General features: G+C 70.4%; 11 protein-coding genes and 2 pseudogenes. 2 read left to right on the top strand and 11 right to left on the bottom strand.

All coding sequences use genetic code 11. The annotated features are described in order from the left end of the window. Positions 1–84: 84 nt before the first annotated feature. From ABZX40_RS34400 to ABZX40_RS34355, 10 genes and pseudogenes are all read right to left on the bottom strand, one after another. Positions 85–1,491 (bottom strand): hypothetical protein, encoded by a 1,407-nt coding sequence (locus ABZX40_RS34400; RefSeq protein ID WP_355735375.1) that lies wholly within the window; start codon positions 1,489–1,491, stop codon positions 85–87. After that, complete coding sequence (gene pelF, locus ABZX40_RS34395; protein WP_355735373.1) at positions 1,488–3,011, bottom strand: GT4 family glycosyltransferase PelF; 1,524 nt, start codon at positions 3,009–3,011, stop codon at positions 1,488–1,490. The genes ABZX40_RS34400 and pelF overlap by 4 nt, the downstream gene beginning before the upstream one ends. A gap of 79 nt (positions 3,012–3,090) precedes the next feature. Then, the gene (locus ABZX40_RS34390; protein ID WP_355735370.1) at positions 3,091–5,217 is read right to left on the bottom strand and encodes a hypothetical protein; all 2,127 of its coding nucleotides are present in this window, start codon (positions 5,215–5,217) and stop codon (positions 3,091–3,093) included. Between the two features lie 446 nt (positions 5,218–5,663). Then, entirely contained in the window at positions 5,664–6,185 is a 522-nt protein-coding gene (locus ABZX40_RS34385) for a hypothetical protein (RefSeq protein ID WP_355735367.1), read from the bottom strand. Positions 6,186–6,711: 526 nt separating this feature from the next. Then, positions 6,712–6,828 (bottom strand): annotated as a pseudogene (locus ABZX40_RS34380) (DNA-binding response regulator); the annotation flags it as partial. Then, positions 6,825–6,980 carry a hypothetical protein gene (locus tag ABZX40_RS34375; protein WP_355735364.1) on the bottom strand — a complete coding sequence of 52 codons (156 nt, stop codon included), beginning with the start codon at positions 6,978–6,980 and terminating at the stop codon, positions 6,825–6,827. The pseudogene ABZX40_RS34380 and the gene ABZX40_RS34375, both read right to left, overlap by 4 nt. 186 nt (positions 6,981–7,166) lie before the next feature. Further along, positions 7,167–8,099 carry a transposase family protein gene (locus ABZX40_RS34370; RefSeq protein ID WP_355735763.1) on the bottom strand — a complete coding sequence of 311 codons (933 nt, stop codon included), beginning with the start codon at positions 8,097–8,099 and terminating at the stop codon, positions 7,167–7,169. Between the two features lie 84 nt (positions 8,100–8,183). Further along, positions 8,184–9,191: pseudogene (locus ABZX40_RS34365) on the bottom strand (transposase). A gap of 73 nt (positions 9,192–9,264) precedes the next feature. Further along, a complete protein-coding gene (locus ABZX40_RS34360) occupies positions 9,265–10,443 on the bottom strand; it encodes a S8 family peptidase (RefSeq protein WP_355735361.1) in 1,179 nt (392 codons plus the stop codon). A gap of 302 nt (positions 10,444–10,745) precedes the next feature. Beyond that, positions 10,746–11,918, bottom strand: coding sequence for an FAD-dependent monooxygenase (locus tag ABZX40_RS34355; RefSeq protein ID WP_355735761.1), 1,173 nt, complete (start codon positions 11,916–11,918; stop codon positions 10,746–10,748). 380 nt (positions 11,919–12,298) lie between these two features. Between ABZX40_RS34355 and ABZX40_RS34350 the strand changes: the two genes are divergently transcribed. Both ABZX40_RS34350 and ABZX40_RS34345 read left to right on the top strand, forming a co-directional pair. Further along, positions 12,299–12,772: a MarR family transcriptional regulator gene (locus tag ABZX40_RS34350; RefSeq protein WP_355735359.1), complete on the top strand. Its 474-nt coding sequence runs from the start codon at positions 12,299–12,301 to the stop codon at positions 12,770–12,772. A gap of 156 nt (positions 12,773–12,928) precedes the next feature. Further along, the gene (locus tag ABZX40_RS34345) at positions 12,929–13,582 is read left to right on the top strand and encodes an isochorismatase family protein (RefSeq protein WP_355735356.1); all 654 of its coding nucleotides are present in this window, start codon (positions 12,929–12,931) and stop codon (positions 13,580–13,582) included. A 138-nt stretch (positions 13,583–13,720) separates the two neighbouring features. On the opposite strand, the gene ABZX40_RS34340 is transcribed toward ABZX40_RS34345, so the two are convergent. Next, positions 13,721–14,437: an SDR family oxidoreductase gene (locus ABZX40_RS34340; protein ID WP_355735354.1), complete on the bottom strand. Its 717-nt coding sequence runs from the start codon at positions 14,435–14,437 to the stop codon at positions 13,721–13,723. Between the last annotated feature and the right edge of the window lie 240 nt (positions 14,438–14,677).

Here is a 14,677-nt window from a genome sequence, read left to right as displayed (position 1 = left end):
GGTGATGTGTCTTCTGTGGGACGGGTTGGGGGCCGGGTTCGTCGTCCCGCCGGGCGTGGCGCGTGCCGCGCCCGGCGGGTGGACTCATGCGTGGGGTGCGGGTCGTCCCAGCAGGCGCAGCGCCCAGCCGAGCAGGCCCAGCGTCGCCGCCCCGGTACAGACCGACAGGGCGTCCAGGGCGATGGGCGGGTCGGCCAGGGTGAGCGTGCCGGCCACCGCGGCGGCGGCCAGGGACAGCACGGCCGGAGGCCACGCCACCCCGAACGCCTGGAGCAGCAGGGCGATCCACAGGGCCGCCGCGAGCAGCAGCAGTGGAACGGGCGGGGAACCGGTGAGCAGCGCCAGCGGCAGCAGCGGCAGCAGATAGCAGCCGAGACACAGGGCGAGGACGCCCGCCGAACGCAGCCGGAACCCGGCCGGTGTCGCACTCGCCCGCAGCGCCGTCACGGACAGCCCCCGGAAGCGGTACAGCAGCCATTCGGCGAGCCCCATGCTCACGGTCAGCACGATCACCGCCCAGGGCTCCTCCCGCCCGAGCAGCAGCACCAGCGTGCCCGCCGCCAGCCCGAACAGGCCGTACGGCAGTGACCGGCCGAGCGGAGGCCGTACGGTGTCCGCCGCCGGGGCGGTGCCGTCGAGGGCGGTGCGCAGCACCACCGCGGCGGCACCGACCGTACCCACCAGGGCCAGCAGCGGCAGCCCTGCGCGCAGCACATCGCCCGGCTCCCACCACGGCAGCACCGCCGCCCCGGCGACCAGCGGGGCGAGGGAGGCCAGCAGCAGCCGCTCCCTGCCCAGCACCAGCAGCACACCCGCCGCCGCGAGATACATCGACTGGGCCGCCGCGGCGACCATCGCGGCGCCCGAGCCGGAGAGCAGGATGCCGGCCCCGGTCGCCGCAGCCGCGCCGAGGGGAGCGCCCTTGAGCAGGGTGACGGCCGCTTCCCGGCGGCCGGTGACCATCCGGGCGAAGGCCCGGTGGCCGAGCGCCTGCCCCCACGCCCAGGAGACGAGACCGGCCACCACCAGTACGGCGAGGGCACGGTCGGCGTCCCACAGCGGCGAGGTGAGCACATACGCCAGCCCCGGCAGCGCGAACAGGGCCCCGCGCAGGGCGGAACGGACATGGTCCGGGCGCCAGGGGTCGGGTGGCGACTCGGGTTCCGGGAAGGTGCGCGGCACCTTCTCGTAGAGCGCGGCGGCCAGGGAGAAGAGGTTGCGGTGGCCGTAACGCTCCTTGATCAGCTCACCGGTCAGGCCCTCCGACTCCAGCAGCGCGGCGACCTCGTAGGGATGCACGGCGGGACCGATCCGATCGGCCAGCTCGGCCGCCAGTTCATCGACCGCCGCGTGGTCTATCTCGAACCTGGGCCGGCGCAGCGTCATCGTCTCGTCCCATCGCAGGGCCTTACGAAGCGGGGCTTTGACCATGCGCAGGGCGAGGGTCTCGCCCTGTCTGCCGTCGGGATCGAGAGGCATCGGTCCGCTCATCCGGCCATGCTCCTCGTGCTGATGACGGCTGCGCCCACGACCGGCTCCGGCCGGTGGGCGGACGGGCTCCACACCCGGGTGGCCGAGGCCAGTTCCAGATAGATCGAGCGGAAGGTGTCGACGGTCTGGCGCAGGGTGAACTGCTCGATCACACGCGCCCGCGCCGCCTCGCCCATCTGGCGGCGGCGCTGCGGATCGCCCAGCAGTTCCAGCGCGGCGTCCGCCATCAGCTCGGGATCGCGTGGCGGGACCACCAGGCCGGCGCTGCCGACGGCCTCGCGCACACCGCCGACATCGGTGGAGACAGTGGCCCGCCCGCACGACATCGCCTCGATCAACGTGAACGGGAAGCCCTCGCTGATGCTGGAGAGCATCACGACGTTCCCGGCCGCGTAGGCGTCCTTGATGTCGTCGACCCGTCCCTCGAAGGTGACCGCGTCACCGTGACCGAGGTCCGCGGCGAGGGCTTCGCAGCGCTCGCGGTAGGACTCGCCGCCGCGCGGTGTACCGCCGAACAGCCGGAGGGTGGCATTGGGGATCTTGCCCCGGACCAGGGCGAAGGCGCGTATCAGGGTCTCCAGGTCCTTGATCGGGTCGACCCGGCCGGCCCAGCTCAGGGTGGGTTCGACCGGTTCGGGCCCGGCCGGGGGGAAGGCGCTGGGGTCGACGCCGTTGTAGACGGTGCGGATCGACTCGGGTGCGGCCCCGCCCTCCTCCTCCCACAGCCGGTTGTACCGGTTGCCCGGGGTGATCAGCGCCGCACGCCGGTAGGTCTCCTCGGCCAGCAGCCGGAAGAATCCGAGGACGACGGCCTTGACGGGCCAGCGGTAGGGGGCGGTGCGGTAGCCGAGGTAGCGCTCCCGCAGATAGACACCGTGCTCGGTCAGCAGCAGTGGCACACCGTGCTGTTCCAGCGCGGCGAGCCCCGGCAGCGCGGCGACCCCGCCGCTGACCGCGTGCGACACCCCGTCCCGGGGCAGCGGTGTGGCCAGCGGGCGCAGGGCGTGTTCCAGCAGGCCCGTCGCGGTGATCGCGTCATGCAGCGTCGGGCGGGCCTCCCGTACGGTCAGGCCCGGCCGGTTCCACACCGCGGTCAGCAGGCCGATCGCCTGGTCGTCGCGGAGGAAGGGGCTGAGCGTGCCCCCCGCCGCGGCCCGGGCCATGGTGTAGAGGGCGGGGGCGAAGCCGTGCTCGGCGCGCGGGTCGAGCAGGGCCGCGAGGAACTGCTCGTAGGCGAGGGCGAGTTGGTTACGGCTCCGGCCGCGCGGCGGGCGGCCGTCGGGCGCGGGACCCCACATGGGGACGGAGTCGACCCGGGTGACATGGGCGGGGACATCCCAGACGAGGGGTTCGCGTCCCGTGCCGGTCACGGCGATGACCTCGAAGTCGAGATCGGGCATTCCGGTGACGAGCTGGTCGCACCAGACGCTCACCCCGCCGTGACTGTGCGGGTATGTGCCTTCGGTGAGCAGGGTGACGCGCGTCGCTGCGAGACGGCGCGCGCCAGCGGAAGCGTGCATGGATGGGCTCCACGGCTGAGGTCGGTGGTGGGTGCAGCGACCCCGGCCGCACTCGGTGCGGCCGGGGCAGAGGCCGCGCTCAGGTCTCCGGGAGGTACGGCACCGGCCGGCTCGCGCCGGGGGGCACCGTGGTCGCGGGTGCGGTGGAGGTGGCCGCCCCCGCGGTGTCGTCGATCGCGGCCGGGGCGGCCGGGGCCGACGGCAGGGTGAAGGTGAGTGGCTGCCCCGCCGAGGCGGTCCAGCCGGACACCGCGCCCGCGTAGGCGTTGCCGAACGCCGAGCCGCCCAGGGTGGTGCCGGTGGGCAGGGTCGCGGTGACGGCCACGCCGTTCGGCGCCTCGACGGTCACCGTGTCGCCGACGCGGTAGGCGGTGACCTGACCGGCGGCGAGCGCCGCGGCCCAGTCAGCGCGTCGCTGCATCTCGATGCCGAGGTCCTTCATCGGAAGGTTCACCACGGGCGTGCTCGCCGCGAACAGGGCGTCATAGCCGTCGAGGACACCGTTGAGGACGGGGTAGGCGATCCGGTCCTCGGCCAGGTTCGACTGGTGGATGAAGTGCGGCTTGGGGTCGTTGGCGAGCACATGCCCGAGTGCGGTCCTGGTCTCCAGCGGCACGATGTAGTCGGCGTAGCCGGTCGCGGTGTCGAGCGGCGCCGCGAGGCAGGTGGTGGTCGCCGGATTGTCCTCGCAGATGCCACTGCCGCCCTGGGCGCGGCTGGTGTAGATCCAGTTGTACTCGTCGACCTGCTCGGCGGCCCGCCCGGCGTTGTAGAAGATGTTCATCGGGTAGCGCGGGACGGTCGTCGCGGGGCCGGCCGCACGCTGTACGGGGTCACGGGAGCTGTCCGAGGCGAGCCACTCGACACCGTTGGCGGCGAGCGCGGGCGCGAGATTGGGGTTGTCCACCGGCTGCTGCGGAGAGATCCGCAGACCGGAGTGCTCGCCGGTCACCAACTCCTCGTTGTCCAGCTCCAGTCCGACGGACTCGCCCCAGACCCGGTTGGTGGCGATCTCGTCGGAGATGGCGGCCTCGCTGACCCACTGGGTACTGCCGTTCGCGTTGGTGGCGCACACCCACGGCACCACGGTCACGTTCTGCACACAGCCGAGATAGGGGTGCGAGTAGGTGTGGTTGACCCAGCGGAAGCTGCTCTTGTCCTCGATGAACTCGTCGGCGAGCAGATCCACGCCACCGTTGTCCTCGCGCTGGTTCACGCTTCCCGCGCCGTTGTAGACCATGTCGAGGGTGATGCCCTGCTCCTGCTGCCAGGTGACGGCGGCGTCGACATCCGCCGGGGTCATCCGGATCGGATCGGACACGCCCTGCCCCGGGGCACAGTCGATGTCGCCCGGCGTGCAGTTGAGTGTGGAGTCCCAGCGGTCGTCCGCCGCGAACACATCGTCGACATGCACACCGAAGTAGTTGCGGGAGGCGCCGAGGTGCACCCCGCCCGTCATCCACTCCACGATGCCGCGCGCCAGCAGCCGGAACTGCTGCTGGTACTGGTTGTAGACGAAGGTGACGACAAGTTCGCGCCGCCCGTCGTGCCGGTACTCGCCGACCAGGGACCCACGGGTCGTCCGCCCCGGGATCGGGGCGTCCACGTAGCTGGTGAAGTCGGCGCCGGGCGCGGGAGTCGACAGATAGCCGTAACTCTCACCCACGGTCGGTGAGTTGTTCTCGAACGGCACGGCTCCTTCGAGATACCCGAACGGCCCCGCCGCACCGGCAGTGGTCACCTGCGCGGTGACCCCGTCCAGGCTGCCCGAGTAGCCGCCGTAGACCGGGTACTGAAGTCCGGCCTGGGGGCGGGCGTAGGTGTAGGCGTCGACCTGCGGAATCGCGTACGTCTGCTCGTAGGAGACCAGCGCCGCCATCTCGGCACTGCCGGCCGCGAACGGATTGTCGTTGGGCAGCACGACCGCCTGGTACTTGGCGCGCGGCACGCTTCCGGCCGTGTCCGCGAGGAAGGCCGCGTTGATCACGGGTCTCGCGGGATCGGTGAGATCGATCTCGGTGTACGGCGTTCCGGCGGTCCCGAGTTCGGACGCGATGGCGTCGGTGGCCGGGCCGCCGTCGCTGACGATCAGGACCCGCAGATCGATGCGGGGCGTGACGGTGTCGGCGTGCGCTGTGGCCGGGGCCAACAGCGCGGCGATGGCCGCGCCCACGGTGAGCGCGGCCGTGCGTATGGATCGCTTCATGCGGTGAATTTCCCTCCCCTGGCAGGGGTGGGTCACCGCTCCTGCAAAGAGCGGACGCACCCCCCCGATGCGCCGCGCCACGCCCCCCTAAGACGTTCGCTGACGCACTCGCAGCATCCATGGTGATGTTCTTGTGTAGCTTTTGTGGTCCCGAAGCGGAACGTGGCGGAAAAGTGCGGGCGACGGGTTGGGGGGCGAATCGGCCCGCGCGGCCCGTCCGGAAGGTGCATTCTCGTCAGGTCCGGACCCAGGCAGATTATATGTTCGCAGGTCAGGGTCCTGCCCCCGATCGTTGTCGGCCCCGCCGTCTTTGCTCCGCCATGACCGCACATCCTCGACAGGGCCGTATACGTCCCCGTTTTTCGTCTGGTTACATCCCATGTGGATCTCGGTATGCGGATGGCGGCCGTCCCCCGGTGTCGGCCGCCCTGTGAACCGCCTGTGCGTCAGGCGCAGAGCACCCGGGTCTCGGGGGTGTAGACCGGACCGCCGCTGATGCTCGTGCTGTCGCTGAACTCGATGTAGTTGTACGAGTAGAAGCCGATGTTGCCGTTGCAGCCGGAGGCGGCGTCGACCGACAGCGTGAGGGTCACGGTCCGGCTCTGGCCGGGCGGGATCGTGGTGCCGTAGTTGGAGCCGAGATTCGCGGGACCGGTACCCGAACACGGGGTGGAGCCGCCGCCGGGGGTGGCCAGCGTGCAGCCGGTGAAGCTGTACAGCAGGTCGGGCCGCTGGGTGGTCAGCCACGTCGGGTCGATCGTCTGGTAGACGAACCAGATGTCGTAGGTGTGGTTGTTGGTGAGCGTCATCGACAGACTCACCGAGCCGCCGGGCGTGGTGGTGGTGGCGCTCGTGCTGAACGCGAGGTCGGCCTGGGCGGCGCTCGCGGACGGCGTGAAGCCGAAGACGGCGAGCGCGACGGCGAGAACGGAGGTAAGCCCGAAGCGTCTGAGCAGAGTTGATCGCATGGCCAGGGAGGCTAGGCAGATCGGACGCGCAGCGTCTGCCCCGCGCCGCCCCTCGAACGTGCCCCGCGGCCGAAAGTGTGCGATGCGTGAAGACGGTGTGGAGGCGTCATCACGTGCCGTTCGATCGGTATCCGCGCACTCCACGGAGTGTGAGGAGGAAGGGGACCGAGGAGCGGACGGGACCCGGGCGGGAAGGTGCGGCCCGTGGGGGAATTGGCGAGTTTCCCAGGGGGCGCGGAGTTCCTGACACACCTCACGTATGGCCGACTTTCACAGGAGGTCCATCGGTGGCGGGGTATCGGCCGGGCCGTCATGGTGTCCATCACGGGCTCGGTGGAGGCGGGGAGGGGTACCGGTGAGCGGCGGCGGCGGAGTCGGTCGCCATGCCGTCGGCTCGTCGGACAGTGGGTGGACCAATGCCCTGTCGCTCGCGTCGATGCGCAGGGAGATTCCCGTGGAAGCCGCCCGAGAGCGATGACCTGATCAGTCCTCGACGGTGATCAGACCGCGGCTGACCACAGTCACTGCCCGCCTCGCCGACCACGTGGATGTCGGCCTCGTTCGCCGGCATCCCGCGCAGCCCGGCCCGCACGACCGGCTGGTCGTCGACGATGGGCACGGTGATCGGTTCGGGTTCTGTCATCGAGGTACCTCCACCAGGATCGTGGTCCCCTCGCCCGGCGTGCTCCTTAGCTGCCTGCTCCCGCCGAGCTTCCCGGTCCTTCTGCTCATTCCCGCCAGCCCGTACCCGTGCGGGCGGCGGTTGGCGTCCATACCGTCCCCGTCGTCGCTCACCCGCACCGCTGTGATGGAGCAGTGATCTTCAGGGATTGTGGCTGTCCTGTTCTGGTGTCCTGCCTTTGGGTTGGGCCTTGGGGACCAGCGGAACAGTCAGTAACGCCAAGCACTTGATCTTGGGCGCCTAACGAGCTTGTGCATGGTTGGCGTTGAGGCGTCGAAGGGTTCGACGTGGCCCTGGGCTCACATCTGCCGTGCTGCGGTCAGGTCTGCGGATTGTTGGTGGGACAGCAGGCCGGCGACGGCCTGGACGGTGTCGCTCATGTGCTCGCGGCGGCCGAGGTGGCGGGCCAGGGCCCGCCAGTTCTTCAGGTGGGCGATGCCGTGCTCGACCCGGATACGGCGTGAGGAGTGTGCCTTGCGCCGATGTTCGTGAATCTCCTCGTACCAGTCCGGGGCGTCTTTCCTGAATTTGCGGTACGGCGGTGTGACCACCCGGCCACCGGTCTGGGCGCCCAGGCCCTGGTAGCCGGCATCGGCCAGGATCTCCACCGCGGGCCCGTCGGCCAGGAGCCTGACCAGCCCCAGCTGGCGGGCGTGGGTGATGTCCGCGCAGCTTGCGGGACGTGCTGGACTGCACCACAGGACGCGGCCTTCGCTGTCCGTGACCACCATGGACCTGACGGCGTTCTGCTTGTTCCTGCCGGAGATGAACGAGTCCCGGTCCTTGCGTCCGGCGGCGGGCCGACGGACTGGGATCTCCGTGCCGTCGACGATGCCGGTCTTCCCGCTCGCGCCGAGATGGTCGACGACCTCGGCCAGGGACGGCAGCCGCACGTCAGGGCTGACGGTGCATCCCCGCTCGGCGAGCAGGGGCCGCACCTCACCGATGGCCCGGGTGATCGTGGAGCGGTCCACGCCGAACCAGCCGGCCGGCACGTCGTGGGTGACCCCGTGGCGAAGATGGACCAGTGTGGCCGGCAGCCGGTCGATGAACACCAGCCGGTGCTTCGCGCCGGCGCCCAGGGCCCGCTTCCGCGGCTTGGACGCCAGCCTCGCCTGGTACCACTCATGCCACAACGGGCCTACTTCGGAGACAAGTTCAGCGATCACGTCAGCCGACAGGCCGGTGATGCGACGGTTGCCGACGATCACTGCACGGGACGCGTTCTCCATCACCTGACCATGATTAACGATCAAGAGCCCGACGCCTCAACGCCAACCATGCACGAGCGCGTTAGAGAGCGTATTTGGTCATGATCAAGGAAGGGTCTTGGTGAGGTCCTTGATCCAGATCATCGAGGCGCGGAGGTGGAGGCCGGGGAGGTGGCTCTCGGGCTTCCTGCCGAAGCGGGTGGCGATGCCCCGCCAGGCCTTCAGCCTGTTGATCAGGCGCTCGACGGTGTTGCGCTCTTTGTGGAGTTCGGCGTCGTGGCCGACAGGCCGGCCACCCCGGCTGCCCTTCTTCTTCCGGTCGGCGGCCTGGTCCCGCTTCTCCGGGATGACAGCCCTGATACCGCGATTGCGCAGGCGGGAACGGTTGCCGCGGGACGAGTAGGCCTTGTCCCCGGCGACCGCGCCAGGCCGGGTACGGGGACGGCCGACCGGCCCGCGCACCCGCACCTACTTCAGCACGGGGATGAACTGCGGGCTGCCGGCAGCCCGCCCCCCGGCCAGGACGACGGCCGGCGGGCGGCACCTGCGCTCGCCGGCAACGTGGACCCTGCCGGTCCGCCCGCCCCCGGAGCACCCGAGCAGGGCGGCCTTCAGACGGAGCCTGCGCCGGCGTCGGACACGTCTCCGCTCGTCCCGCTGCGGGCCGTCCGCGGTGTCCTGCCCGTCCTGTTCCTTCGGGACTCCCCCTTCTGCCGGGCCTTCTCCGCCTCTTCGGCCGCCTTCTCCAGGCCGGCCGGCGTGTCCGGGCCGAGGTGCATCCCGGCGGCGTCGTGGTGGGCGCGGACGGTGGTGGAATCCACGCCGGCCAGCGACAGGTCCACCTCACCCCGCTTCGCGGCCCCCGCGACCGCGCCCTCCGGCAGGGCCTCGAAGACCCCGGCGTCCCGCCACTGCCGGAAACGGTTGCGGACCGTCGGCCAGGCACCGAACTCCCGCGGCATCTCCCGCCACTGGCCGCCCGTCCGAAACCGCCAGATCAATCACGCCCCCGAACTGCCGGCGCAGCCGCTCCGGGTACGGGCCGTACCCGCCGATCGGCAGGAACGGCCCGATGAACACCCACACGGCGTCAGCCAGTTGCACTCGAGTCACGCAACACGGTCCATCGGATCAGGCCCGACCACGAGGGCGAATCCCACAGATTGATCACGACTCAATACGCGCCCTAGAGGCCGTCGGTGAACAGCAGCCGGTTCGGGCTGTTGTCGCTGAGGTTCTGGACGATGTCCTTCGTCGATTCGTCGGTCAGGAACTCGTGCAGCTCGGTCGGTGAGGCGTTGGGGTGCTTGGCCTTGTAGAGGGCCGCGACGCCGGTGACGTGCGGGGCGGCCATGGAGGTGCCGTCCAGGGCCACGCTGCCACCGCCGAGCTTGGCGGAGACGATGGCGCGGCCCGGCGCGTAGAGGTCGAGGCACTCACCCCAGTTGGAGAAGTCGGTCTCCTCGTCGTAGCGGTTGGTCGCGCCGACCGCCAGCACGCGGGCGGCCGAGGCCGGTGAGACCCGGCAGGCGTCGATGTTGGAGTTGCCCGCGGCGACCACCGGCAGCACCCCCCGGTCGGAGACCGCGGTCGCGGCCTCGTTGACCGCGGCCACCCGGTCGCCGCCGAGGGAGGCGTTGAGGGTGGCGGGCTGCCGGGCGTTGCGGGCGACCCATTCGAGGCCCGCGATGATCCCGGACCAGGAGCCCCTGGAGTCGCATCCGAGGACGCGGACGCTGACCAGGTTCACCTTGCGTGCCACGCCGAAGGTCGTGCCACCCACGGTGCCGGCGACATGGGTGCCGTGGCCGTTGCAGTCGGCGCCGTTGCGGCCGTCGCCGATCGCGTCGAAGCCGGGCCGCGCACGGCCGCCGAAGTCGGGGTGGGAGTAGTCGATGCCGGTGTCCAGGATGTAGGCGGTCACGCCCTGGCCGCTGCCGGCGGTGCTGAAGTCGTCGTCGAGGGGCAGGAAGCGCTGGTCGATGCGGTCCAGGCCCCAGGAGGCGGCGGGGGCGCGCTGGGGTCTCGCGGGGGTGGGCGGCGCCGAGACCGTCGCGTCCTGCTGTACCGACCTCACGCCCGGGTTCCTCCGGACGGCCTCCAGCTGGACCTTGGTCAGCGGCGCCGCGAAGCCGTTCAGGACCGTGCCGTAGTGGAAGGTCGGTCTCAGACCCAGCCTCTTGGCGAGCTGCGCGGCGTCGAGTCCCTTGTGCAGGGTGACGATGTACCGGCCGGGGATGGGTCTGGGCGCGTCGTGCAGCGGCGCCGGGGGCGGCAGGTGGGTTTCGGCGGTGGCCGTACCGGCGGCCGTCACCGGGGTGACGGTGAGGAGGGCGGCGGTGGCCAGACGTGCGAGCAGGCGCATCGAGGGAGCTCCCTGACAGATGGGGGACATGCCACCTCCATCGATGCCACCTCGCACGCACTTGAAGCACCCTCGCCCCCACCCGGCCGAATCACCCGGTACGCCGCCTTCCGTACGGCGAGGCGGGGAATCGCCTGGTGCTGGTCGAGGGGGCACGGTGTTCGGCCGCGTCTGTCAAGATCACCCGTTGGGCCGAGCACTTCACCGGGGTTCCGGCACAGCCCCCGATGACGAAGGCGTGCGGGGCGTGACGCCGTCCGCCCTGAGGCGCCCCCCGCCGAAACGGCGGTCGTGTCCGCGTCCTACTCCGCGAGGAGCTGAGGCGTCGCGGCGTGCTTGAAGGGGGCGGAGAGAGCCGAGGCCGGTGCCCAGCGGATGTAGGTGTCCCGTACGACGCGCCGCAGGGGATTCTCCACCTGCTCCAGCGCGCCGAGCTTGCGGGAGGCCTGGACGAGTTGTCTGCTCTTCTCCCGGCGTACGTCCTCGTAGGCCCGCAGAGCGGTCACGGGGTTCTCGCGGGCGGCGAGGCATTGGGCGAGCACGACGGCGTCCTCGATGGCGGAGCTGGCGCCCTGGCCGAGGCTGGGCAGCATGGGGTGTGCGGCGTCTCCCAGCAGGGTGACGGGGCCGTCCCCCCAGGTTTCGAGGAACGGCCGGTCCTGTGCGGGCACGGCGACGATGTCGTCGGTGCGGGTGGCGAGGATGACGTCCTGCACCTCGTCGGCCCAGTTCCCGTACGCCCGCGCTATCTCGGTCCGGTCGCCGTCCCAGGCGCGCGCCGCGTCGGCCGGCATGTTCACCGTGCCCCACCAGTAGACGCGCCCCGAGCCCACGTCGTGGAGACCGAACCGGGCTCCGCGGCCCCAGTAATGGGCATTGAAGCCGACGGTCATTCTGGGGTGGGAAAATGGAATGATGGAGAGCCAGCACAGAAATCCACCGTACCGTGGCTTTCGGATGTCTCCGGTGCGCTGTCTGCGTATTGCGGAGTTGATGCCATCGGCTCCGATGAGGATATCGCCCGAGGCTTCCCGCCCGTCCGTGAAACGGACACGGACACCGCCGCCCCGGATTTCATACGACGCAGCGTCGGCACCCAATTCGATCGGAACATCGCCCAACGCTCCCATCAGGGCCTCGTGCAGATCGGCACGGTTCATCGCGACACTCGGGGCCGCCGCCGGGGCAGCGGGGTCCATGGGCGGCATCTCCCGCATCGTCCGGCCCGCGCTGTCCAGAATCACCGTGCGCCGGACTATCTGTCCCCGCCGCTCCAGGCCGAGATCGATATCCAGCGCGCGAAGGGCACCGACCGCATTGCTCATCACCGAGATACCGGAACCCGCAGGGCGAAAACACTGGTCCCGTTCATAGACCGCGACGTCCACGCCCACCTTTCGGAGAGCGACCGCCGCGGCGAGACCTCCTATCCCCGCTCCGACGACTATGGCTTTCTTGCGCGCACGTAAGGACAACGAGATCCGCTCCCCAGAATGATCCGAAGCATCAGCAAGCTTCAAGCGGTGAATGAAAGAGGTGAGCCCCGCGGGTCCGTCACGCTAGTTCCACCGTGGTACCCACCACTCGCCGTGGGCTCGAGGGCAGCATCAACAGGTAGTGTCCGTGCACCTACGGGCGCCCGCGATGCGTCGGATGACCCGCTTGAGGCCCTCTCGCGCACTCCCGGAGTCGTAGCCGGGGTGCGATCGGCCACCGACGTGGCTCCCGGCGTCGGTCGCGCCCACCCGAACGGCGGACGCCGGGCACGCGCTCCGGCGGCGGCCCCGCGCCCGGATACGAGCGGCCCTGCCGAGGAATGCGAGAATGTTGCAGACGCATGCAATGAGGAGGCGCAGTGCCGGGCAAGGCAACCACACCGTCCAAGGCTTTCAGGGTCGGGGTCTGGCGGTCGTTCATGGAGGTGCATCAGCAGGTGCTGGGCGAGATCGAGAAGGCACTCGCCGAGCAGCACCGGCTGTCCATCAGCGAGTTCGACACCCTGGTGAACATTCCCCTGGCCGGCACCCGGCTCAAGGACCTCAAGGAACGGATCGTGCTGACGCAGAGCGCGGTGAGCCGGCTCGCCGACCGGCTGGCGCAGCGTGGCCTGGTGACCCGGACGCCGATCGAGGAGGACCAGCGCGGCGCCCTGATCCAGCTCACGGACGAGGGGCGCAAGCTGCTGCGGGCGGCGGTGCGGACCAATGCCGACGTGGTGGAGCAGAGCTTCGCCGGCCGCCTCTCGCCGGAGGAGCTGGAGTTGCTGCACGGCATCCTGGTCCGGCTGGGGCCGGGAGGGCATCCGGCGGAGTGCGACACCACCGAGTGAAGTGACACACGCCACGCGGAACGGCTGACCGGGCGAGGAATGGGCGCCCACCCATCGACGTTGAGATGAATGCGCAAGCAACAAGATGGGGCTTGCGCAGTGGGCAGACGCCCTGGCCGCGCGACGGCCGCACTCCCCCAGAGAACCAGGAAGACCATGAGCGAGAACAGCTACCTCACCCACCGGCTCACCCCGGAGAACACCGGGATCCTGCTGGTCGACCACCAGACCGGGCTGATCCTCGGCGTCCAGGACCATGACCAGAACGAGGTCCGTCGCAACGCCCAGGCCCTCGCGCGTACCGCGAAGGTGTTCGGTCTGCCGATCGTCGCCACCACCTCCGCACCGCAGGGCCCCAACGGCCCGCTGCTCCCGGAACTCCTGCGCGAGCTGCCCGGGAACGCCCCCGTCATCCACCGCAGCGGCGAAGTGGACGCCTTCGACGACCCGGCCTTCGACGCCGCCGTCCGCGCCATGGACCGCCCCAACCTGGTCATCGCGGGCGTCATCACCGATGTCTGCCTGATGTTCGCCTCGCTGTCCGCACTCGGCCGGGGCTACCAGGTGCACGCCGTCACCGACGCGTCGGGCACCACCAACACGCTCGCCCGGGAGACCTCGCTGCTCCGGCTCCAGAACGCCGGTGCCACCCTCAACAGCACCGTCGGCGTCATCTCGGAACTGCTCCGCGACTGGAAGAACCCCGGCGGCCCCGGCACCGCCGACATCTTCAGCAACCTCGCCATGCCGTTCTACGGCGCGGTCACCGCCGGCCACGCCGCCGCCAGCGGCAGCGGCAGCGCCAGCTGAACGACAGCGGGTACAACGGAACGGCCGGTGAGCCGCGTGGGGAGGCAGCACGCGGCTCACCGGAGCAGCACGACAAGCGGCGTCCGGGCGGAGCCACGATGGCTCGGCCCGGACGCCACTACACCGCTACGCCGCTGTTCAGACGAGGTGCATTCCCGCGTCGACCACGATGTTGGCGGCGTTGACGCCAGGGCACTCCAGCAGGAACATGACCGCGGCGCTGATGTCGTCGGCGGTGGGGAGCCGCTTGGCGGGAGTGCGTTGGCGCATCTCCTCGTACCAGTCGGCGCGTACGTCGTCCGCGTCGTCCACGGCGGCGGTGCCGGTGACGATGCCGGGGGTGACGGCGTTGACCCGGACCGGCGGGATCTCCACGGCGAGGGAGTTGACCAGGCCGATGATGCCCGCGTTCGCCATGGAGATGGTGGTCGAGCCGGGTACCGGCCGCCACATGGACAGACCGCTGAACATCACGACCGAGCCATCGGCGGCGAACTTCGGCAGCGCCTCGTGGACGGCGGTGGCGTAGCCGACCGTCTTGGTGAGCAGTGTGCGGGCGCAGTCCTCGGGCCGGAAGTCGGTGATGGTGTTGTGGTCACGGTCCAGCGCGGCGAGGACCAGGTGATCGACGACGTCGATGCCGGCGAAGAGGGCGCGGACCGAGTCCCTATCGGCCAGTTCGCACGCGGCCCCGGTGGCCAGTGGGCCCAGTTCCTGTGCTCGGGAGCGGGCCGTGGCGGCGTCGCGGCCGGTGATGGTGACGCGCGCACCACGGGCGACCACGGCACGGGCGACCTCGTATCCGAGTCCTCGGGTGCCGCCGATGACGACGATGTGACTGCCTGCTGAAACCATGGATCGTCCTTGTGCTCTGAGTCGGAATCGGTGTCGGAATCGGAACCGGTGTCGGTGTCGGTGTCGGATGGGTGCTCTCGCGGTGTCGGTGGCTGTCGTCACCTTCCCGGTCGGCCGGGTGGCGGCGGGACGGTGACGACAGGTCCTAGGGCGTGTCCGCAAAGTTGGTTGGTCGTTGCTCCGTTCGTGGTGCGACGTCATGAATTGACTGATCAGGCCTGGACGGTGATCGGGCCGCTG

The organism is Streptomyces sp. NPDC004610 (assembly GCF_040609715.1).
Taxonomy (GTDB): Bacteria; Actinomycetota; Actinomycetes; order Streptomycetales; family Streptomycetaceae; genus Streptomyces.
This window is presented reverse-complemented; position numbering and strand designations above follow the sequence as displayed.

Excerpts from the sequence above, each read along its gene's own strand:
- ABZX40_RS34400 (WP_355735375.1), bottom strand. The coding sequence starts at position 1,491 with ATGAGCGGACCGATGCCTCTCGATCCCGACGGCAGACAGGGCGAGACC.
- ABZX40_RS34345 (WP_355735356.1), top strand. The coding sequence starts at position 12,929 with ATGAGCGAGAACAGCTACCTCACCCACCGGCTCACCCCGGAGAACACC.
- ABZX40_RS34370 (WP_355735763.1), bottom strand. The coding sequence starts at position 8,099 with ATGGAGAACGCGTCCCGTGCAGTGATCGTCGGCAACCGTCGCATCACC.
- ABZX40_RS34360 (WP_355735361.1), bottom strand. The coding sequence starts at position 10,443 with ATGCGCCTGCTCGCACGTCTGGCCACCGCCGCCCTCCTCACCGTCACC.
- ABZX40_RS34390 (WP_355735370.1), bottom strand. The coding sequence starts at position 5,217 with ATGAAGCGATCCATACGCACGGCCGCGCTCACCGTGGGCGCGGCCATC.
- ABZX40_RS34385 (WP_355735367.1), bottom strand. The coding sequence starts at position 6,185 with ATGCGATCAACTCTGCTCAGACGCTTCGGGCTTACCTCCGTTCTCGCC.
- pelF (WP_355735373.1), bottom strand. The coding sequence starts at position 3,011 with ATGCACGCTTCCGCTGGCGCGCGCCGTCTCGCAGCGACGCGCGTCACC.
- ABZX40_RS34340 (WP_355735354.1), bottom strand. The coding sequence starts at position 14,437 with ATGGTTTCAGCAGGCAGTCACATCGTCGTCATCGGCGGCACCCGAGGA.